This is a genomic window from Klebsiella sp. JB_Kp031 (genome assembly GCF_040064295.1).
GTDB lineage: Bacteria > Pseudomonadota > Gammaproteobacteria > Enterobacterales > Enterobacteriaceae > Klebsiella > Klebsiella quasipneumoniae.
The window spans coordinates 122,091-141,364 of record NZ_JBEAJW010000020.1; the positions used below are offsets into that span (position 1 = coordinate 122,091).

General features: G+C 59.6%; 19 protein-coding genes. 12 read left to right on the forward strand and 7 right to left on the reverse strand.

The genetic code is table 11. The features are described from left to right. The first annotated feature begins 26 nt into the window (after positions 1-26). On the forward strand, positions 27-623 hold the full coding sequence (gene nudK, locus ABLV64_RS06295) for a GDP-mannose pyrophosphatase NudK (RefSeq protein WP_002913754.1): 597 nt from the start codon (positions 27-29) through the stop codon (positions 621-623). 63 nt (positions 624-686) lie between these two features. Then, the gene (locus ABLV64_RS06300; RefSeq protein WP_004201962.1) at positions 687-1,733 is read left to right on the forward strand and encodes a DUF1176 domain-containing protein; all 1,047 of its coding nucleotides are present in this window, start codon (positions 687-689) and stop codon (positions 1,731-1,733) included. On the opposite strand, the gene tkt is transcribed toward ABLV64_RS06300, so the two are convergent. Further along, positions 1,723-3,717, reverse strand: a complete 1,995-nt coding sequence (tkt, locus tag ABLV64_RS06305; protein ID WP_348843169.1) for a transketolase — start codon at positions 3,715-3,717, stop codon at positions 1,723-1,725. The two genes, ABLV64_RS06300 and tkt, sit on opposite strands and share 11 nt — an antisense overlap. A 16-nt stretch (positions 3,718-3,733) precedes the next feature. Continuing rightward, on the reverse strand, positions 3,734-4,690 hold the full coding sequence (tal, locus tag ABLV64_RS06310; RefSeq protein ID WP_004201965.1) for a transaldolase: 957 nt from the start codon (positions 4,688-4,690) through the stop codon (positions 3,734-3,736). Positions 4,691-4,984: 294 nt separating this feature from the next. Between tal and maeB the strand changes: the two genes are divergently transcribed. Next, positions 4,985-7,264, forward strand: coding sequence for an NADP-dependent oxaloacetate-decarboxylating malate dehydrogenase (maeB, locus tag ABLV64_RS06315; protein WP_217324757.1), 2,280 nt, complete (start codon positions 4,985-4,987; stop codon positions 7,262-7,264). 53 nt (positions 7,265-7,317) lie between these two features. On the opposite strand, the gene hemF is transcribed toward maeB, so the two are convergent. Together hemF and amiA are read right to left on the reverse strand one after the other, a co-directional pair. Next, positions 7,318-8,217: an oxygen-dependent coproporphyrinogen oxidase gene (gene hemF, locus ABLV64_RS06320; RefSeq protein ID WP_023318852.1), complete on the reverse strand. Its 900-nt coding sequence runs from the start codon at positions 8,215-8,217 to the stop codon at positions 7,318-7,320. Then, entirely contained in the window at positions 8,217-9,089 is an 873-nt protein-coding gene (gene amiA, locus ABLV64_RS06325; RefSeq protein ID WP_004201984.1) for an N-acetylmuramoyl-L-alanine amidase AmiA, read from the reverse strand. The genes hemF and amiA overlap by 1 nt, the downstream gene beginning before the upstream one ends. Positions 9,090-9,300: 211 nt before the next feature. On the opposite strand from amiA, the gene ABLV64_RS06330 reads away from it, so the two are divergent. The 4 genes from ABLV64_RS06330 to ABLV64_RS06345 all read left to right on the forward strand — a co-directional run bounded on the left by ABLV64_RS06330 (position 9,301) and on the right by ABLV64_RS06345 (position 11,793). Then, positions 9,301-9,726 carry a GNAT family acetyltransferase gene (locus tag ABLV64_RS06330; RefSeq protein ID WP_002913637.1) on the forward strand — a complete coding sequence of 142 codons (426 nt, stop codon included), beginning with the start codon at positions 9,301-9,303 and terminating at the stop codon, positions 9,724-9,726. Further along, positions 9,713-10,162 carry a DUF2919 domain-containing protein gene (locus tag ABLV64_RS06335; RefSeq protein WP_017900453.1) on the forward strand — a complete coding sequence of 150 codons (450 nt, stop codon included), beginning with the start codon at positions 9,713-9,715 and terminating at the stop codon, positions 10,160-10,162. The genes ABLV64_RS06330 and ABLV64_RS06335 overlap by 14 nt, the downstream gene beginning before the upstream one ends. A gap of 61 nt (positions 10,163-10,223) precedes the next feature. Beyond that, positions 10,224-10,799 carry an RpoE-regulated lipoprotein gene (locus tag ABLV64_RS06340; RefSeq protein ID WP_017900454.1) on the forward strand — a complete coding sequence of 192 codons (576 nt, stop codon included), beginning with the start codon at positions 10,224-10,226 and terminating at the stop codon, positions 10,797-10,799. A 94-nt stretch (positions 10,800-10,893) separates the two neighbouring features. Beyond that, positions 10,894-11,793 carry a Dyp-type peroxidase gene (locus ABLV64_RS06345; protein WP_004201987.1) on the forward strand — a complete coding sequence of 300 codons (900 nt, stop codon included), beginning with the start codon at positions 10,894-10,896 and terminating at the stop codon, positions 11,791-11,793. 161 nt (positions 11,794-11,954) lie between these two features. Here ABLV64_RS06345 and ABLV64_RS06350 read toward each other — a convergent pair whose 3' ends face one another. Then, positions 11,955-12,317 (reverse strand): DUF559 domain-containing protein, encoded by a 363-nt coding sequence (locus ABLV64_RS06350; RefSeq protein ID WP_074447407.1) that lies wholly within the window; start codon positions 12,315-12,317, stop codon positions 11,955-11,957. A gap of 200 nt (positions 12,318-12,517) precedes the next feature. On the opposite strand from ABLV64_RS06350, the gene cysP reads away from it, so the two are divergent. From cysP to cysM, 5 genes are all read left to right on the forward strand, one after another. Beyond that, positions 12,518-13,534, forward strand: a complete 1,017-nt coding sequence (gene cysP, locus ABLV64_RS06355) for a thiosulfate/sulfate ABC transporter substrate-binding protein CysP (protein ID WP_017900457.1) — start codon at positions 12,518-12,520, stop codon at positions 13,532-13,534. Beyond that, the gene (gene cysT, locus ABLV64_RS06360) at positions 13,534-14,367 is read left to right on the forward strand and encodes a sulfate/thiosulfate ABC transporter permease CysT (RefSeq protein WP_002913626.1); all 834 of its coding nucleotides are present in this window, start codon (positions 13,534-13,536) and stop codon (positions 14,365-14,367) included. The genes cysP and cysT overlap by 1 nt, the downstream gene beginning before the upstream one ends. Then, on the forward strand, positions 14,367-15,242 hold the full coding sequence (cysW, locus tag ABLV64_RS06365) for a sulfate/thiosulfate ABC transporter permease CysW (RefSeq protein ID WP_004201990.1): 876 nt from the start codon (positions 14,367-14,369) through the stop codon (positions 15,240-15,242). Before cysT ends, cysW begins: the two co-directional genes overlap by 1 nt. After that, positions 15,232-16,326 (forward strand): sulfate/thiosulfate ABC transporter ATP-binding protein CysA, encoded by a 1,095-nt coding sequence (cysA, locus tag ABLV64_RS06370; protein WP_004201991.1) that lies wholly within the window; start codon positions 15,232-15,234, stop codon positions 16,324-16,326. Before cysW ends, cysA begins: the two co-directional genes overlap by 11 nt. 118 nt (positions 16,327-16,444) lie before the next feature. Beyond that, complete coding sequence (gene cysM / locus ABLV64_RS06375) at positions 16,445-17,356, forward strand: cysteine synthase CysM (RefSeq protein ID WP_004201992.1); 912 nt, start codon at positions 16,445-16,447, stop codon at positions 17,354-17,356. Here cysM and ABLV64_RS06380 read toward each other — a convergent pair. Together ABLV64_RS06380 and ptsJ are read right to left on the reverse strand one after the other, a co-directional pair. After that, entirely contained in the window at positions 17,353-17,748 is a 396-nt protein-coding gene (locus tag ABLV64_RS06380) for a nuclear transport factor 2 family protein (RefSeq protein ID WP_004201993.1), read from the reverse strand. The genes cysM and ABLV64_RS06380 overlap by 4 nt on opposite strands. 163 nt (positions 17,749-17,911) lie before the next feature. Further along, on the reverse strand, positions 17,912-19,210 hold the full coding sequence (ptsJ, locus tag ABLV64_RS06385; RefSeq protein ID WP_148390346.1) for a transcriptional regulator PtsJ: 1,299 nt from the start codon (positions 19,208-19,210) through the stop codon (positions 17,912-17,914). Positions 19,211-19,274: the final 64 nt, after the last annotated feature.

A 19,274-nucleotide genomic window follows, 5' to 3' on the forward strand; every position in this document is an offset into this window, starting at 1 on the left:
GCGTCCTTTTACGCTGTGGGGTCGGTATGTCACTCAATATTCACGTCATTAAAGATAAAATCCTCTCTGAGAACTGGTTCGTACTACGCAACATGACCTATGAGCTGACGCGGGCGGACGGCAGCGTCGTGCGCCACAAGCGCGAGGTCTACGATCGCGGCAATGGCGCCACCGTGCTGCTCTATAACCGCCATAAGCAGACGGTGGTCCTGGTGCGTCAGTTTCGGGTCGCCACCTGGGTCAATGGCAATCATGACGGCATGCTGATTGAAACCTGCGCCGGGCTGCTGGACAACGACGAGCCGGAGGCCTGCATTCGTAAAGAGGCAGTGGAAGAGACCGGCTATGAAGTGGGCGAGGTGCGAAAGCTGTTTGAGCTGTTTATGTCGCCAGGGGGCGTCACCGAAGTGGTGCATTTCTTTATCGCTGAGTACAGCGACGCGCAGCGAACGACCAGCGGCGGCGGGGTGGATGACGAAGCCATCGAGGTGCTGGAGCTGCCCTTTAGCCAGGCGCTGCAGATGGTCGCTGACGGGGAGATCCGCGACGGGAAAGCGGTCATTCTGCTGCAGTATTTGCAAACCTCTGGCCTGATGTCGGGGAACTCTGACAAATCCGATTGAGTCAGCGGCTGCCGTTGTCCAGGATAGGCGCCGTGGTTGGGTTTATCTGGGGTCGGGCGGTTCATGCTTTTTCGCATCATTTTTTTCCTCTTTCTGGCGGTGCTGCCTTGCTCACAGGCATGGTCGGCACCGGCGCAGCAGCGCTTCAACGACTGGCAGGTCACCTGTAATAACCAAAACTTCTGCGTCACCCGCAACGTGGGGCTGCATTATGGTCTGGTGATGACCCTCAGCCGCAGCGCCGGGGCGGCTACTGATGCCAGCCTGCGTATCGAACTGGGCGGCACCGGCAATCCGGTGGCGACGCTCGCGCCGATAGCGCCGCGCCTGCTGCTGGATGGTAAACCGCTGTCCCTGACCGACAAGCGCTGGCGCATTGAAGATAAACTCATTAAAACTGACGACAGCGTGACGATCGATGCGTTCCTCCAGCGGGTACAGGAGGGAAAAACCCTCTCGTTGGCCAACGGCCTGCAGACTATCTCCCTGCAGGGGCTGAAAGCGGCCCTGTTTTTTATCGACGCCCGGCAAAAGCGGGTGGGCAGCGAAACGGCCTGGGTTGGCAAAGGGGAGGAGCCGCCGCTCAGCGTACCGCCGGCGCCGGCGCTGCGCGCGGTGGCGAGCGCAGACATGGCGCAGTCGCCGCTGGGGCGTGATGAGCTCAACGATCTGATGGACTATGGCAATGAGCGGATGAGCAACAGTAACTGCTCCCTCGATCCGTTCCGCCGCGAAATTCGCGTCACTGCCCTGACGGATGACAAAGTGCTGCTGATGACCAGCTGCGAATCCGGGGCGTACAACACCGTCTGGCTGGCCTGGCTGGTCTCCCGCCAGCGCCCGTATGTCGCCCGCCAGGTGCGGCTAACGCTGCCATTTCAGCCGCCGGGCGAGGCGCCGCGGGAGATAGAGCTTATTAACGCCAGCTATGATGACCGCCGCCATGAGCTGGTGACCCTGGACAAGGGGCGCGCGTCTGGCGATTGCGGGATCCAGACCCGCTGGCGTTTTGACGGCCAGCGGTTCAGCCTCTCCCGCTACGCGCAGCAGCCGACGTGCGACAACTGGCAGGGGCCAGACGCCTGGCCCACGCTGTGGATCACCCGTTAAGCACCTGTTCGGCGGTGGCGACGATATGGTCGACCGTAAAGCCAAAGAACGGGAACAGCTGCTCCGCCGGGGCGGATTCACCGTAGCCGGTCATGCCGACAATCTTGCCTTTTAAGCCGACATATTTATACCAGTAGTCCGCTATCCCGGCCTCGACCGCCACCCGGGCGCTGACGTCCGACGGCAGCACCGACTCGCGCCAGGCCTCGTCCTGAGCGTCAAACACATCGGTGGAGGGGAGCGAAACCACTCGCACATTCACCCCGTTGGCCAACAATTTTTCCGCCGCCAGGACGGTGATCTCCACTTCCGAGCCGGTGGCGATGAGGATCAGGTCGGGTTTGCCTCCGGCATCCTTCAGCACGTAGCCGCCCCGGGCGATATCCTGCACCTGTTGCGGGGTGCGCGGCATCTGCGCCAGGTTTTGTCGCGACAGGATCAGCGCCGTCGGTCCGCCCTGACGCGCGATGGCCGCCTGCCAGGCGACAGCGGTCTCCACCTGGTCGCATGGGCGCCAGGTGCTGAAGTTGGGCGTCAGCCGCAGACTGGCCAGCTGTTCCACCGCCTGGTGGGTCGGACCGTCTTCCCCCAGACCGATGGAGTCATGGGTATAGACCATGATCTGCCGGGCCTTCATCAGCGCCGCCATGCGCGCGGCGTTGCGGGCGTATTCCACAAACATCAGGAAGGTCGAGGTATAGGGGATGAATCCCCCGTGTAGGGCGATGCCGTTGGCCACCGCGGTCATGCCGAATTCGCGCACGCCGTAGTGAATATAGTTGCCCGCGGCATCCTCTTTAATCGATGTCGAGCCAGACCAGATGGTCAGGTTACTCGGCGCCAGATCCGCCGAACCGCCCAGCAGCTCCGGGAGGTGCGGGCCATACGCGTTCAGCGCGTTCTGCGAGGCTTTCCGGCTGGCGATCTTCGCCGGCTCGGCCTGCAGCTTCGCCACGTAGTCGCGGGCGGTCGCGGCAAAATCCTCCGGCAGGGCGCCATCCATGCGGCGGGTCAGCTCAGCGGCCAGCTCCGGGAACTGCTGCCGGTAGGCGGCGAATTTCTCGTTCCAGTCGTGCCCGGCTTTTTCGCCGCGTGGACGCGCATCCCAGCCCTGATAGATCTCTTTCGGGATCTCAAAGGGGGGATGTTTCCAGCCCAGCTGCTGGCGGGCCAGGGCCACCTCTTTTTCACCCAGCGCCGCGCCGTGCGACTCCTCTGAGCCGGCTTTGTTGGGCGAACCGAAGCCGATGATGGTCCGACAAATGATCAGCGACGGCTTATCTTTCACCGCCTGCGCTTCCGTAATGGCCTGTTTGATGGCCTGAGGATCGTGGCCGTCAATGTCGCCGATCACGTGCCAGTGGTAGGCGCGGAAACGTTCTGCCGTATCATCGGTAAACCAGCCGTCGGTTTTGCCGTCGATGGAGATGCCGTTGTGGTCGTAAAAACCGATCAGCTTGCCCAGTCCGAGCGTGCCTGCCAGCGAACAGGCCTCATGGGAGATCCCCTCCATCAGACAACCATCGCCCATGAAAACCCAGGTGTGATGGTCGATAATCTCATGACCGGGGCGGTTAAACTGCGCCGCCAGGGTGCGTTCGGCGATGGCCATACCGACGGCGTTCGCCAGCCCCTGGCCCAGCGGGCCGGTGGTGGTCTCCACCCCGGGGGTATAGCCATGCTCCGGGTGACCCGGCGTTTTAGAGTGCAGCTGGCGGAACTGCTTCAGCTCTGACAGCGGCAGATCGTAGCCGGACAGGTGCAGCAGACTGTAGAGCAACATCGACGCGTGGCCGTTGGACAGAATAAAACGGTCGCGGTCCACCCAGCCAGGGTTCTGCGGATTGTGCTTGAGAAAATCGTTCCACAGCACTTCGGCAATGTCTGCCATCCCCATTGGCGCACCGGGGTGGCCGGAATTGGCTTTCTGCACCGCGTCCATGCTCAGGGCGCGGATGGCGTTGGCAAGCTCTCTTCGGGACATAGTTTTCTCCGTGAGACTAAAGTGACAGTTTGGCGGCAAGCAGATCTTCCAGTTTGCGTTGATCGACGGCGAACAGGCGGATACCCTCCGCCAGCTTTTCGACCGCCATCGGATCCTGATTATGTTCCCAGCGGAACTCCGCCTCGCTGAGCGGCACCGGGCGCGGCAGGATCTGGCTGGCAGGGATCAGTTTGCGCACCACCGGGGCGTCGCTGGCCTGCAGCTCTTTTAACAGGGGCGGGGCGATGGTCAGCCGGTCGCAGCCGACCAGGGCGAGGATCTGCTCGGTGCGGCGGAAGCTGGCGCCCATCACGATGGTGTTGTATTTATGCTGTTTGAAGTAGTCATAGATATTGCGCACGGATTTCACCCCGGGATCTTCCTCAACCACGTAAGGATCCAGCGGTTTGCGCGCCTGATACCAGTCATAAATACGTCCGACGAAAGGGGAGATCAGATAGACCCCGGCCTCGGCGCAGGCCCGGGCCTGGGCGAAGGAAAACAGCAGCGTCAGGTTGCAGTGGATCCCCTCTTTTTCCAGGGTCTCGGCGGCGCGGATCCCCTCCCAGGTGGAGGCCAGCTTGATCAGGATCCGCGACTTATCAATGCCCATCTCCTGATACAGCGCCACCAGATGGCGCGCTTTCTCGATGCTCTTCTCCCGGTTGAAGGAGAGCCGGGCGTCCACCTCGGTGGAGACCCGGCCCGGAATGCTTTTGAGGATCTCCGCGCCAAAATTGACTGCCAGCTTATCGCAGGCGTGAGTCACCTGCGCTTCACGGCCGCCTCCTTGCTTTTTCGCCCAGGCGATCGCGTCGTCAATGAGTCCGCTATAGGACGCCAGGCCGGCGGCCTTCAGCAGCAGGGAGGGGTTAGTGGTGGCATCTTCCGGATGGTAGTGGCGGATGGATTCGATGTCGCCGCTGTCGGCGACCACGGTGGTGAACTGCTTGATACTGTCTAGCTGATTCATAGATAAGTCCTCCTGGAACAAGGTGTTACATGAGTGCTTGCCGGTATGCGGTATAAATATTGATGAGGTACATAACCAAAAAGCATAGCAGACGGGGCTATTATTGGCGGCGAATCCGGGTAACATAACCGCTATAAATTGATAACAACCAGATCATAGCGATGGCCAGAGTTTGGCGGTGTTCAAAGTTTATCGCCCCGCCAGGAGGGATACTGTCTGCCACTGAAAGGTGAACGACAGGATGGTCATCACGCTTTTTCCCTACGAACGATACGTGAAAGAAAGGAATATAAAATGGATGAGCAGTTAAAACAGAGCGCCCTCGACTTCCACGAATTTCCGGTTCCCGGAAAAATCCAGGTCTCGCCGACCAAACCTCTCGCCACCCAGCGCGATCTGGCGCTGGCCTACTCGCCGGGCGTCGCGGCCCCCTGTCTGGAAATTGAAAAAGATCCGCTGGCGGCCTACAAATATACCGCCCGCGGCAACCTGGTGGCGGTGGTCTCCAACGGCACCGCGGTGCTGGGACTCGGTAACATCGGCGCGCTGGCCGGCAAGCCGGTGATGGAGGGCAAAGGCGTCCTGTTTAAGAAATTCGCCGGCATCGATGTGTTTGATATCGAAGTCGATGAGCTGGACCCGGATAAATTCATTAACGTCGTCGCCGCCCTCGAGCCGACCTTCGGCGGTATCAACCTCGAAGATATTAAAGCGCCTGAGTGTTTCTACATTGAGCAGCAGCTGCGCGAGCGGATGAATATTCCGGTTTTCCACGACGATCAGCACGGCACGGCGATCATCAGCACCGCGGCGATCCTCAACGGCCTGCGCGTCGTTGAGAAGAATCTGTCCGACGTGCGGATGGTGGTCTCCGGCGCCGGGGCGGCGGCAATTGCCTGCATGAACCTGCTGGTGGCGCTGGGGATGCAAAAGCACAACATCGTGGTCTGCGATTCGAAAGGCGTTATCTATAAGGATCGTGAGCTCAACATGGCGGAAACCAAAGCGGCCTATGCAGTGGAAGACGACGGCAAACGCACCCTCGATGACGTGATCGACGGCGCGGACATTTTCCTCGGCTGCTCCGGTCCGAAAGTGCTGACCCCGGAGATGGTGAAGAAGATGGCGCGCGCGCCGCTGATCCTCGCCCTGGCCAATCCGGAGCCGGAAATTCTGCCGCCGCTGGCGAAGCAGGTCCGCGATGATGCCATCATCTGCACCGGCCGCTCCGACTATCCTAACCAGGTCAACAACGTGCTCTGCTTCCCGTTCATCTTCCGCGGCGCGCTGGACGTCGGCGCGACGGCGATCAACGAAGAGATGAAGCTGGCGGCGGTGCATGCCATTGCCGAGCTGGCCCACGCTGAGCAGAGCGAAGTGGTGGCCTCCGCCTACGGCGATCAGGATTTAAGCTTTGGCCCGGACTACATCATTCCGAAACCGTTCGACCCGCGGCTGATCGTCAAGATCGCCCCCGCGGTGGCGAAGGCGGCGATGGACTCCGGCGTGGCGACGCGCCCGATCGCTGATTTTGACGCCTATATCGAGAAGCTGAGCGAGTTCGTCTATAAGACCAACCTGTTTATGAAGCCTATCTTCTCTCAGGCGCGTAAAGAGCCGAAGCGTGTGGTGCTGGCGGAAGGGGAGGAGACCCGCGTGCTGCACGCCACCCAGGAGCTGGTGTCGCTGGGGCTGGCCAAACCGATTCTGGTGGGCCGCCCAAGCGTGATTGAAATGCGCATCCAGAAGCTGGGCCTGCAGATCAAGGCCGGCGTTGACTTCGAGATCGTCAATAATGAATCTGACCCGCGGTTTAAAGAGTACTGGAGCGAGTACTATCAGCTGATGAAGCGCCGCGGCATTACCCAGGAGCAGGCGCAGCGGGCGGTGATTAGCAACACCACAGTGATTGGCGCCATCATGGTTCACCGTGGCGAAGCGGATGCGATGATCTGCGGCACCATTGGCGAGTACCACGACCACTACCGCGTGGTGCAGCCGCTGTTCGGCTATCGCGACGGCGTCAGCACCGCCGGGGCGATGAACGCGCTGCTGCTGCCGAGCGGTAACACCTTTATCGCCGATACCTATGTCAATCACGATCCCTCGCCGGAAGAGCTGGCAGAGATCACCCTGATGGCGGCGGAAAGCGTGCGTCGCTTTGGTATTGAGCCGCGGGTGGCGTTGCTGTCGCACTCCAACTTTGGCTCTGCCGACTGCCCGTCAGCCAGCAAGATGCGTAAAACCCTGGAGCTGGTGAAGGCCCGCGCCCCGGAGCTGATGATCGATGGTGAAATGCATGGCGACGCCGCGCTGGTGGAAAGCATCCGCAACGATCGCATGCCGGACAGCCCGCTGAAGGGGTCGGCCAATATTCTGGTGATGCCGAATATGGAAGCCGCCCGGATCAGCTATAACCTGCTGCGCGTCTCCAGTTCGGAAGGGGTAACCGTCGGGCCGGTGCTGATGGGAGTGGCGAAGCCGGTGCATATTCTGACGCCGATCGCCTCCGTGCGTCGCATCGTGAATATGGTGGCGCTGGCGGTTGTCGAAGCGCAAACCGAACCGCTGTAAACGTCATAAAAAAGCCCCGGTACTCCGGGGCTTTTGGTCTGAATTGGCTTCGTTTAGATCCAAGCTTTCACTTTAATAAACTCGCTCAGCGCCGCTTCGGGGCTGCCGGCCTCCGGCTGGTAATCATATTCCCAGCGTACCAGCGGCGGCATCGACATCAGAATCGATTCCGTCCTACCGCCGGTCTGCAGACCGAACAGGGTGCCGCGGTCCCAGACCAGATTGAATTCGACGTAGCGGCCGCGGCGATAGAGCTGAAAATGGCGCTCGCGCTCGCCGTACGGCGTGGCTTTCCGGCGTTCGACGATGGGTAAATAGGCATCAGCATAGCCGTTCCCGACCGCCTGCATAAAGGCGAAGCAGTGGTCAAAATCCGGGGTGTTCAGGTCGTCAAAGAACAGACCGCCGATGCCGCGCTGCTCCTGGCGGTGCTTGAGATAGAAGTACTCATCGCACCATTTTTTATAGCGCGGATAGACTTCCTCGCCGAACGGCAGACACAGATCGCGGGCGGTACGATGCCAGTGGACGGCATCCTCTTCAAAGCCATAGTAAGGGGTTAAATCAAAGCCGCCGCCGAACCACCACACCGGGTCGGCGCCGGGCTTCTCGGCAATAAAGAACCGCACGTTGGCATGGCTGGTGGGCACATAGGGGTTCAGCGGATGAACCACCAGCGAGACGCCCATGGCTTCAAAGCTGCGTCCGGCCAGCTCCGGGCGGTGGGCCGTGGCGGAGGCAGGCATGGCGTCGCCATGGACGTGGGAGAAGTTGACCCCGGCCTGTTCGAACACATTGCCCTCGCGCAGCACCCGGCTGCGTCCGCCGCCGCCGCCTTCCCGCTGCCAGGCGTCTTCAATAAACGGCGCGCCATCTACGGCGCTCAGCTGCTGACAGAGGCTGTCCTGCAGTTGGAGCAGAAAAGTTTTAACCTGCGCGGCATCGGGTTTCATTAACGTCTCTTCGAATGGGCTTTCTGGTTATCGAACCAGTGGAAATAGCTGATAATGCCGTTGGCAATCGCGGTGGCGATTTTCTGCCGGAAGGCGGTGGTGCCGAGCAGTTTCTCCTCGTTCGGGTTAGTAATGAACGAGGTTTCCACCAGCACGGACGGTATGGACGGCGACTTCAGCACCACGAACGCCGCCTGTTCGGTATTGCGGCTGTGTAGCTTATGCACCGGCTTGATCTTTTTGAGGATATGCGAGCCCAGCGTCAGGCTGTTTTTAATGGTGTCGGTCTGCACCAGATCGAACAGCACCTGCTGCAGCAGATGGTCTTTATCCGTCGCTTTCTTACCGGCGACCTCGTCGGCGCGGTTTTCGCGATCGGAGAGGTATTTCGCCATGGCGCTACTCGCCCCGCGGTTTGACAGGGCGAACACCGAGGCGCCGGCGGCGCTCGGGTTGGTGAAGCCGTCGGCGTGGATCGACATAAACAGATCGGCGCCGTGCTGATGGGCAATCTCCACGCGGTCATACAGCGGGATAAAGGTATCGCCGGTGCGGGTCAAGCGGGCGTCAATGCCGTTGCTGCGCAAGATGCTGCGCACGTTCTTAGCGATCGCCAGTACCACATGCTTCTCTTTCGAGCCATTATGGCCGATAGCCCCGGTGTCGATGCCGCCGTGGCCCGGGTCGAGCATCACAATGCGGCGGGCGCCGGCCTTTTTGGCGGCGGGTTTGCTGTGTCCATTTGATGTTTTCAGTGGCTGCTCTTTTGCGCTGACCTGTGCAGTGACGCCGCTCAGCGTCATGGCAGCCAGCCCGGCTTTCAGCACCTGACGGCGCGAAGCAAGTATTTTTAAGGGTTTAAAAGTGCTCATTCGGCCTGAATTGTAAACAAGTGATGTCCAATGTTATATCGTATCGCGTTTGCCGTTACGACCATTCAAAATAAGAATTGTTTTACTTTTCATTTCAATACATGACAAAGTCATATTATGCCATTTTTTGTCGCTGATTTCGCCTGATATTGGCTATCAGTCATATTCGCGCCATAATCACTGTTTTTAACCGTCAATGGTGGGGAATACCATGGAGATTCGCGTTTTTCGCCAGCAGGATTTCGAAGAGGTTGTGACGCTGTGGGAGCGTTGCGATCTGCTGCGTCCCTGGAACGATCCGGAGATGGATATTGAGCGCAAGCTGAATCACGATGTCAGCCTGTTCCTGGTGGCGGAAGTGAACGGCGAAGTTGTCGGTACGGTGATGGGCGGATATGACGGCCATCGCGGGTCGGCCTACTATCTGGGGGTCCATCCGGAATATCGCGGCCGGGGTATCGCGAACGCGTTGCTCAACCGGCTCGAGAAAAAGCTGATTGCTCGCGGCTGCCCGAAAATCAATATTATGGTCCGCGAGGACAACGACGTGGTGCAGGGGATGTATGAGCGGCTGGGCTATGAGTACGCCGACGTTCTGACCCTGGGCAAACGCCTGATTGAAGATGAAGAATACTGAGTTTATCCCCGCCGATTTTGATGCCCATGGCCGTCTGCGCCTGCCTTTTCTTTTCTGGTGCGTACTGTTGTTACAGGCCCGCACGTGGGTGCTGTTCTTGATGGCCGGCGCGTCGCGCCAGCAGGGCGATGCGATTCTGAATCTGTTCTATCCCGATCACGACCGCTTCTGGCTCGGTTTACTTCCCGGCGTGCCGGCGGTGCTGGCCTTTCTGCTTAGCGGCTATCGTCAGCGCCTGCCGCGCCTGTGGCGGGCGATGCGCTGGCTGCTGGTGCTATCGCAAGTGCTGCTGTTGCTCTGGCAGCCGATGCTATGGCTGAGCGGCGAATCGCCCTCATCGCTGACCATTGCGCTGCTGGTCGCGGATGGCTATGCCCTGTGGTGGCTGGCAACCAGCCGTCGCCTCGGCGCCTGTTTTCGCCAGACTAGCTTTTAATGGCACTTTTTACCGATCGTGAACTCCAACATGCGTTGAATGACTCAGAAAGGATTGTGAAATGAAATCGCTACGTGTAATGCTCTGCGCGCTTCCGCTGGCGCTCACCGGCTGCTCAACGATGAGCGCGGTCAACTGGTCGGCGGCCTATCCGTGGAACTGGTTTGGTTCTTCCACCGAGGTGACCGAGCAGGGGGTGGGTAAACTGACGGCGTCCACGCCGCTCAACGAACAGGCCATTAGCGATGCCCTGGGGGGCGACTATCGTTTGCGCAGCGGAATGAAGACCGATAAGGGCAATATCGTCCACTACTTTGAAGCGCTGAAAGACAACAGCGTGGCGCTGACCATCAATGGCGACAACGGCGCCATCAGCCGGATTGACGTGCGTGATGCCGAAATCAAAACCGCCAGCGGCGTGAAAATCGGCACACCGTTCAGCGATCTGTACAGCAAAGCCTTCGGCAACTGCCAGAAAGGCAGCAATGACAACGGGGCGGTCGTCGAGTGTCAGGCCGAGGGGAGCCAGCATATCAGTTACGCCTTCACCGGCCACTGGAGCGGCCCGGACGAACTGATGCCCTCCGACGATACGCTGAAAAACTGGAAGGTCAGCAAAATTATCTGGCGTCGCTAAATTGATCTGAAGAGACACGACGGCCCTGAAAAACGGTTACAATGGCGCGTTAGCAACGCGACAGCGTTGTGGTTGCATCATTTCAGGAGGAGCGATGTCTCAGGTTCAGAGCGGCATTTTGCCGGAACATTGCCGCGCGGCGATTTGGATTGAAGCCAATGTCAAAGGGGACGTTAACGCCCTGCGCGAAGCGAGCAAAATTTTTGTCGATAAAGTGGCCACCTTTCAGGCTAAATTCCCTGACGCCAAACTCGGTGCCGTGGTGGCGTTCGGCAATAACGTCTGGCGTCAGCTGAGCGGCGGCGAAGGGGCGGAAGAGTTAAAAGATTTTCCGGTCTACGGCAAAGGGCTGGCGCCGTCCACCCAGTATGACCTGCTGATTCATATTTTATCCGCCCGCCATGAAGTGAACTTCTCGGTGGCGCAGGCCGCGCTGGCCGCCTTTGGCGACGCTATCGAGGTGAAAGAAGAGATCCACGGCTTCCGCTGGGTGGAAGAGCGTGACCTCAGCGGCTTCGTCGACGGCACCGAAAACCCGGCGGGGGAAGAAACCCGTCGTGAAGTGGCGGTGATCAAAGACGGCGTGGACGCGGGCGGCAGCTACGTGTTCGTCCAGCGCTGGGAGCATAATCTCAAACAGCTGAACCGCATGAGCGTGCCGGATCAGGAGATGATGATCGGCCGCACCAAGGAAGCCAATGAAGAGATCGATGGCGACGAACGTCCGGTCACGTCGCACCTGAGCCGCGTTGACTTAAAAGAAGATGGCAAAGGGCTGAAAATTGTTCGCCAGAGCCTGCCGTATGGCACCGCCAGCGGTACCCATGGCCTCTATTTTTGCGCTTACTGCGCGCGTCTGTACAACATCGAGCAGCAGCTGCTGAGCATGTTCGGCGATACCGACGGCAAACGCGACGCGATGCTGCGCTTCACCAAACCAGTGACCGGCGGCTATTACTTCGCGCCGTCGCTTGAGCGTATTCAGGCGCTGTAATTTGTCCCCTCACCCTAACCCTCTCCCCAAAGGGGAGAGGGGACGGTACGGTGCGGTTATGGAATCTGCGTGTGGACTCTCTTTCTCCCTCTCGCTGAGGGAGAGGGAACCGTTCGGTGCGGTTATGGAATCTGCGTGCGGACTCTCTTTCTCCCTCTCCCTCAGGGAGAGGGGCGGGGTGAGGGCATTGGCGACTCAAGCGCTTCAAGTATCCGCTCCATCACCGCCTCTTCATACTCTTCAAACTCATTATTCCAGAAGCGTAAAACCCGCCATCCCTGACTCTGTAGCCAGCGGGTGCGGCGAACATCGTAGACGCGTCTCGGATCGTGTTGACCGCCGTCCAGTTCAATCGCCAGCCGTGTTGCGCAGCAGGCAAAATCGAGAATATAGGGGCCAACGGGATGCTGGCGGCGAAACTTATAGCAAGCAAAACGGCGGTTGCGCAGTAAGTACCATAGTCGACGTTCTGTTGGCTTTAAGCTACGTCTGAGCTGACGAGCAAATATCTGTGTGTTTTTCATATAAACACAGTGCGCGCCTGGCTGCCGTTTGTCACAATGACACGTCTAATCTGCGAGCCGCTTTCAGCTAAGCTTTGCCAGGTGCTTATTCCCTTTTCGACTTCCAAATCGCCAAACGGTATATAAAACCGTTACTCCTTTCGTACCCGTTATAAATATGATGATCATCAGTAAATGATCATTTTTGATAAGGGTGCGCAATGGCCGTTAAATCACTGAAAAAAGGATATCTGGCGCTGGCGGCTTCCCTGCTGCTGGTGGCGCAGGCGCAGGCGACGGAGCTGCTGAACAGCTCCTATGATGTCTCCCGCGAGCTGTTTGCCGCCCTTAACCCGCCTTTTGAGCAGCAGTGGGCGAAGGACAATGGTGGAGACAAGCTGACCATCAAGCAGTCGCACGCCGGCTCTTCCAAGCAGGCGCTGGCGATCCTGCAGGGCCTGAAGGCGGACGTGGTGACCTACAACCAGGTGACGGACGTGCAGATCCTGCATGACAAAGGCAACCTGATCCCGGCCGACTGGCAAAGCCGCCTGCCAAACAACAGCTCGCCGTTCTATTCGACGATGGGCTTCCTGGTGCGCAAAGGCAACCCGAAAAACATTCATGACTGGAACGACCTGGTCCGCTCTGACGTTAAGCTAATCTTCCCGAACCCGAAAACCTCGGGCAACGCGCGGTACACCTACCTGGCGGCCTGGGGCGCGGCGGATAAAGCCGACGGTGGCGATAAAGCCAAAACCGAACAGTTTATGACCCAGTTCCTGAAGAACGTCGAAGTCTTCGACACCGGCGGACGCGGGGCGACCACTACCTTCGCCGAGCGCGGCCTGGGCGATGTGCTGATCAGTTTCGAGTCGGAAGTGAACAATATTCGCAAGCAGTATGAGGCGCAGGGATTTGAAGTGGTGATCCCGAAAACCAACATTCTGGCGGAGTTCCCGGTGGCCTGGGTGGATAAAAACGTCAAAGCCAACGGCACGGAAAAGGCGGCGAAAGCCTATCTGAACTGGCTCTACAGCCCGCAGGCGCAGACCATCATTACCGACTACTACTATCGGGTAAACAACCCGAAAGTGATGGATTCGCTGAAGGATAAATTCCCGCAGACCGAACTGTTCCGCGTGGAGGACAAGTTTGGCTCCTGGCCTGAGGTGATGAAAACCCACTTCGCCAGCGGCGGCGAACTGGACAAACTGCTGGCGGCGGGGCGTAAGTAATGTTTGCTGTGTCGTCCAAGCGCGTGCTGCCGGGCTTTACCCTGAGCCTCGGCACCAGCCTGCTGTTTGTCTGTCTGATTCTGTTATTACCGCTCAGCGCGCTGGTGATGCAGCTGGCGCAGATGAGCTGGGCGCAGTACTGGGATGTGATCACCAACCCGCAGGTGGTGGCGGCCTATAAGGTGACGCTGCTGTCGGCGTTCGTGGCCTCGATTTTTAACGGCGTCTTCGGTCTGCTGATGGCGTGGATCCTTACCCGCTATCGTTTTCCGGGCCGCACGCTGCTGGATGCCTTAATGGACCTGCCGTTTGCGCTGCCGACGGCGGTAGCCGGCCTGACCCTGGCCTCGCTGTTTTCGGTAAACGGCATTTACGGGGAATGGCTGGCGAAGTTCGATATTAAAGTGACCTATACCTGGCTCGGTATCGCCGTGGCGATGGCTTTCACCAGCATCCCGTTCGTGGTGCGTACCGTGCAGCCGGTGCTGGAAGAGCTGGGACCGGAATATGAAGAGGCAGCGGAAACGCTGGGCGCCACGCGCTGGCAGAGTTTTCGCAAGGTGGTCCTGCCGGAGCTGTCGCCGGCGCTGCTGGCGGGCATCGCCTTGTCGTTTACCCGCAGCCTCGGCGAATTCGGCGCGGTGATTTTTATCGCCGGCAACATCGCGTGGAAGACGGAAGTGACGTCGCTGATGATCTTTATTCGTCTGCAGGAGTTTGACTATCCGGCGGCGAGCGCCATCGCCTCAGTGATCCTGGCCGCCTCGCTGCTGCTGTTGTTTTCCATCAATACCCTGCAGAGTCGCTTTGGTCGACGCGTGGTAGGTCACTAATGGCGGAAGTTACTCAATTGAAACGCTACGACGCGCCCCGCATCAACTGGGGCAAATGGTTTCTGATTGGCGTCGGGATGCTGGTTTCCGCCTTCATCCTTGTGGTGCCGATGCTCTACATCTTCATCCAGGCCTTCAGCAAAGGGTTAATGCCGGTGCTGGAAAACCTGGCGAACCCGGACATGCTGCACGCCATCTGGCTGACGGTGATGATCGCCTTGATTACCGTGCCGGTGAACCTGGTGTTCGGGACCTTGCTGGCCTGGCTGGTCACGCGCTTTACGTTCCCGGGACGCCAGCTGCTGTTGACGATGCTGGATATCCCGTTCGCCGTCTCGCCAGTGGTCGCGGGTCTGGTTTATCTGCTGTTCTACGGCTCTAACGGTCCGCTGGGCGGCTGGCTTGATGCACATAATCTGCAAATCATGTTCGCCTGGCCGGGCATGGTGCTGGCGACGATCTTTGTCACCTGTCCGTTTGTGGTGCGTGAGCTGGTGCCGGTGATGATGAGTCAGGGCAGCCATGAAGATGAGGCGGCGGTATTGCTGGGGGCTTCCGGATGGCAGATGTTCCGCCGGGTGACGTTGCCCAATATTCGCTGGGCGCTGCTGTACGGCGTGGTGTTGACCAACGCCCGCGCCATCGGCGAATTCGGCGCGGTGTCGGTGGTCTCCGGTTCGATCCGCGGAGAAACGCTGTCGCTGCCGCTGCAAATTGAATTACTGGAGCAGGATTACAACACCGTCGGCTCGTTTACCGCCGCGGCCCTGCTGACGTTAATGGCTATTCTGACCCTGTTTTTAAAGAGTATGTTGCAATGGCGTCTGGCCAACCAGGAAAAACGCGCGCAACAGGAGGGAAATCATGAGCATTGAGATTGCCAATATTAAGAAATCGTTTGGTCGCACCCAGGTGCTGAATGATATCTCGCTGGATATCCCTTCCGGACAAATGGTCGCGCTGCTGGGGCCTTCCGGCTCCGGGAAAACTACCCTGCTGCGGATTATCGCCGGGCTGGAGCATCAGACCAGCGGTCATATCCGCTTCCACGGCACCGACGTCAGCCGGATGCACGCCCGCGACCGTAAAGTGGGCTTCGTCTTCCAGCACTATGCGCTGTTCCGCCATATGACGGTGTTCGATAACATCGCTTTTGGCCTGACCGTACTGCCGCGCCGTGAACGACCCAATGCGGCGGCGATTAAAGCCAAAGTGACCAAACTGCTGGAGATGGTGCAGCTGGCTCACCTGGCGGATCGCTATCCGGCGCAGCTGTCCGGTGGTCAGAAGCAGCGCGTGGCGCTGGCGCGCGCCCTGGCGGTAGAGCCGCAAATTCTGCTGCTGGATGAACCTTTCGGCGCGCTGGATGCGCAGGTGCGTAAAGAGCTGCGCCGCTGGCTGCGTCAGCTGCATGAAGAGCTAAAATTTACCAGCGTGTTCGTCACCCACGATCAGGAAGAGGCGATGGAAGTTGCCGACCGGGTGGTGGTGATGAGCCAGGGCAACATCGAACAGGCCGATGCGCCTGAACGCGTGTGGCGTGAGCCGTCCACCCGCTTCGTGCTGGAGTTCATGGGGGAAGTGAATCGTCTGCAGGGGGTTATCCGCGGCGGACAGTTCCACGTTGGCGCCCACCGCTGGCCGTTAGGCTATACCCCGGCATACCAGGGGCCGGTGGATCTGTTCCTGCGTCCGTGGGAAGTGGACATCAGCCGCCGAACCAGCCTGGATTCGCCGCTGCCGGTGCAGGTCCTGGAGGCCAGTCCGAAAGGACACTACACCCAATTAGTCGTCCAGCCTCTGGGGTGGTATGACGAACCGCTGAGCGTGGTGTTAACGGGCGATGAGGCGCCGTCCCGCGGCGAACGGCTGTTCGTCGGGCTGCAAAACGCGCGCCTGTACAACGGTACCGAGCGTATCGAGCCACGCGGCGAGCTTGCTCTGGCGCAGTCTGCCTGATAGCTTAAATCCATGTGCTTTGGCCGGGTGAGGCTGTGCTTACCCGGTCTGGAATTATCATGCGTCTGGTAGGCCGGGTAAGCGAAGCGCCGCCCGGCTTTTTTATTGAGTAAACATCGTGAATACACTCGAACACACCATCGGCAATACCCCTCTGGTCAAACTTCAGCGTCTGGGGCCGGACAACGGCAGTGAAATCTGGGTCAAACTCGAAGGCAATAATCCGGCCGGTTCGGTGAAAGATCGCGCTGCGCTGTCGATGATCGTCGAAGCGGAAAAGCGCGGCGAAATTCAGCCCGGCGACGTGCTGATCGAAGCGACCAGCGGCAACACCGGTATCGCGCTGGCGATGATCGCCGCGCTGAAAGGCTACCGGATGAAGCTGCTGATGCCCGACAACATGAGCCAGGAGCGCCGGGCCGCGATGCGCGCCTACGGCGCCGAGCTGATCCTGGTCACCAAAGAGCAGGGGATGGAAGGGGCTCGCGACCTGGCCCTCGAGATGGCTCAGCGCGGGGAGGGCAAGCTGCTCGATCAGTTTAACAACCCGGACAACCCCTACGCCCACTACACCACCACCGGGCCGGAAATCTGGCAGCAGACCGCAGGGCGTATCACCCACTTTGTCTCCAGTATGGGGACCACCGGCACCATTACCGGCGTGTCACGATTTCTGCGCGAACAGAGTAAACCGGTGACCATCGTCGGCCTGCAGCCGGAGGAGGGCAGCAGTATTCCCGGGATCCGCCGCTGGCCGGCAGAGTATATGCCGGGGATCTTTAACGCTTCGCTGGTGGATGCGGTGCTGGATATTCATCAGCAGGATGCCGAGAACACCATGCGTCAGCTGGCGGTGCGGGAAGGCATTTTCTGCGGCGTCAGCTCTGGCGGCGCGGTAGCCGGGGCGTTACGTATCGCCCGCGAAAATCCAGGCGCGGTGGTGGTGGCGATCGTCTGCGATCGCGGCGATCGCTACCTCTCCACCGGCGTGTTCGGCGAGGAACACTTTAGCCAGGGAGCGGGTATTTAATCATCGAGCAGGTCGGTGCCGTAGGAGTTATCGACCGTGCACAACCAGCGCTCCCCCTGCTTCTGAAAGACATAGGTTGCGCGTCGCGTAACCTGTGTTATTCCCTGTGCCGTCGGGATATCCAGCCGGGTCTCCATAATCACCAGCGCATTGCCGCCGCCCTCAATGACCTCCATTTTCCCCTGGGTCACTATCAGCCGGTGCTGGAAATAGTCGGCAATGGCGATAAACGCTTTGCGGATATTCTCTTTCCCTCTGACCACCATGCCCGGTTTGACGACCAGCGCGGCGTCTTCCGCGTAATAGCCCATCAGGGTATCGTAATCTTCCTGCGAGATAGCGCGGTCGCAGGCTTCGATGACTGCTTTTAGGGTCAGGTCAATGTGATGCATCTCTGGTGCTCCTTATTGTGAGCGATGTGTCCGCCACCGTGAGCGTTTCATCCGTTTCGACGATCCGGGCATGCAGGTAAGACTACGCCTGTTTTCGTTTATTTTTACAGTAACTTGTCGGCAGTAGCTACCACTCCCCGATGCGTTCGACGCACTGCCTGCGTTAGGGAGCGTCTAAGACCTGGGCTATATCGACCGCCAGGCGGGCAATCTCATCGTCATTCAGGCGGCCCAGCGACAGGCGTAGCCCGTGGGAGGGCGTACGAATGCCAAACACCTCCCCCTCGCGGACCAGCCAGCCGGCGCGGGCCAGCCGTAAGGCGTAGGGCTGGCTCGCCGTTGGCAGCGGCAGCCAGAAATTAAGGCCGTCGCCAGGCGTAGCATGGCTGTAGCCGTGCCGGGCTAGCGCTGCCGCCAGTTTCTCATTCTGCTGGCGATAGTGACGGCGGGTCTCCGTCATCGAGGCGATAAATGCCTCATCGGTGAGACAGGCCAGCGTCAGATCCTGCAGCAGATGGCTGACCCACTGGCTGCCGGCGTTAAGCCGCAGGCGCAGCGCCGAGGAGGTGTCGATATCGCTGGCAATAAAGGCCAGCCGCAGGTCGGGCCCGAGGGTTTTTGACATCGAACGCACCACCGCCCAGCGCTGGGTGCTCGCGGGCAGAGGAGAAAACCAGGGCATAGCCGACAGCAGGGCAAAATGGTCATCGACGATCGCCAGCACCTGCGGATAACGGACCAGCACCTCCCGCAGGGCATGCGCCCGGGTTTCCGTCAGGCTACAGCCGGTAGGATTGTGCGCGCGCGGGGTTAAGATCACCGCCCGCGCGCCGTTGCGTAACGCCTCCTCCAGCCCGACAGGATCCATCCCCTCGGCATCCACCGCCACCGGGCAGGGGGTAAAGCCAGCGTAACGCACCATATTGATGCTGCTAAGAAAACAGGGATCTTCAACCACCACGCCGTCGCCGGGGAGCAGCAAGGCGCACAGCAGACGCTCCAGCGCGTCAATCGCCCCGCTGGCGAGGTTCAGGGCAAAGGGAACGGTTATCTCCCCGGAAAACCATGCCTCAGCCCATTCGCCAAGCCGCGGCTCGATGGGGGCATCGCCATACAGGTGGGGCGTGCGGGCAATTTGGCCCAGATAGCGTGCTAAATCAGGCAGCCTGGCGGGGTCCGGATTGCCGCTGGAGAGATCGTTCAGCGGCGTCGTGGGGTCACCGCCCTCCAGCGCCGGCAGCGGATCCCGTGCTTTGATGGCCGTGCCGTTTCGTCCCTGGCTCACGGCCAGACCAGATGTCACCAGCCGTTTATAGGCGGCGGCGACGGTATTGCGATTCACCGCCAGCTGGCTGGCGAGCTCGCGTACCGGCGGCAGAACCTCTCCGGGCTGCAAGCCACCGCTCTGCACCAGATGGCGGATATGATCGAAGATATCGCTGGCGGTTTTTCCGGCAAACATTATTGACCTATGACAAAATGAAATTTAGCATAGGACGAATCATAATCAGAGCGTGACCCGCTGT

Excerpts from the sequence above, each read along its gene's own strand:
- nudK (WP_002913754.1), top strand. The coding sequence starts at position 27 with ATGTCACTCAATATTCACGTCATTAAAGATAAAATCCTCTCTGAGAAC.
- ABLV64_RS06300 (WP_004201962.1), top strand. The coding sequence starts at position 687 with ATGCTTTTTCGCATCATTTTTTTCCTCTTTCTGGCGGTGCTGCCTTGC.
- tkt (WP_348843169.1), bottom strand. The coding sequence starts at position 3,717 with ATGTCCCGAAGAGAGCTTGCCAACGCCATCCGCGCCCTGAGCATGGAC.
- tal (WP_004201965.1), bottom strand. The coding sequence starts at position 4,690 with ATGAATCAGCTAGACAGTATCAAGCAGTTCACCACCGTGGTCGCCGAC.
- maeB (WP_217324757.1), top strand. The coding sequence starts at position 4,985 with ATGGATGAGCAGTTAAAACAGAGCGCCCTCGACTTCCACGAATTTCCG.
- hemF (WP_023318852.1), bottom strand. The coding sequence starts at position 8,217 with ATGAAACCCGATGCCGCGCAGGTTAAAACTTTTCTGCTCCAACTGCAG.
- amiA (WP_004201984.1), bottom strand. The coding sequence starts at position 9,089 with ATGAGCACTTTTAAACCCTTAAAAATACTTGCTTCGCGCCGTCAGGTG.
- ABLV64_RS06330 (WP_002913637.1), top strand. The coding sequence starts at position 9,301 with ATGGAGATTCGCGTTTTTCGCCAGCAGGATTTCGAAGAGGTTGTGACG.
- ABLV64_RS06335 (WP_017900453.1), top strand. The coding sequence starts at position 9,713 with ATGAAGAATACTGAGTTTATCCCCGCCGATTTTGATGCCCATGGCCGT.
- ABLV64_RS06340 (WP_017900454.1), top strand. The coding sequence starts at position 10,224 with ATGAAATCGCTACGTGTAATGCTCTGCGCGCTTCCGCTGGCGCTCACC.
- ABLV64_RS06345 (WP_004201987.1), top strand. The coding sequence starts at position 10,894 with ATGTCTCAGGTTCAGAGCGGCATTTTGCCGGAACATTGCCGCGCGGCG.
- ABLV64_RS06350 (WP_074447407.1), bottom strand. The coding sequence starts at position 12,317 with ATGAAAAACACACAGATATTTGCTCGTCAGCTCAGACGTAGCTTAAAG.
- cysP (WP_017900457.1), top strand. The coding sequence starts at position 12,518 with ATGGCCGTTAAATCACTGAAAAAAGGATATCTGGCGCTGGCGGCTTCC.
- cysT (WP_002913626.1), top strand. The coding sequence starts at position 13,534 with ATGTTTGCTGTGTCGTCCAAGCGCGTGCTGCCGGGCTTTACCCTGAGC.
- cysW (WP_004201990.1), top strand. The coding sequence starts at position 14,367 with ATGGCGGAAGTTACTCAATTGAAACGCTACGACGCGCCCCGCATCAAC.
- cysA (WP_004201991.1), top strand. The coding sequence starts at position 15,232 with ATGAGCATTGAGATTGCCAATATTAAGAAATCGTTTGGTCGCACCCAG.
- ABLV64_RS06380 (WP_004201993.1), bottom strand. The coding sequence starts at position 17,748 with ATGCATCACATTGACCTGACCCTAAAAGCAGTCATCGAAGCCTGCGAC.
- ptsJ (WP_148390346.1), bottom strand. The coding sequence starts at position 19,210 with ATGTTTGCCGGAAAAACCGCCAGCGATATCTTCGATCATATCCGCCAT.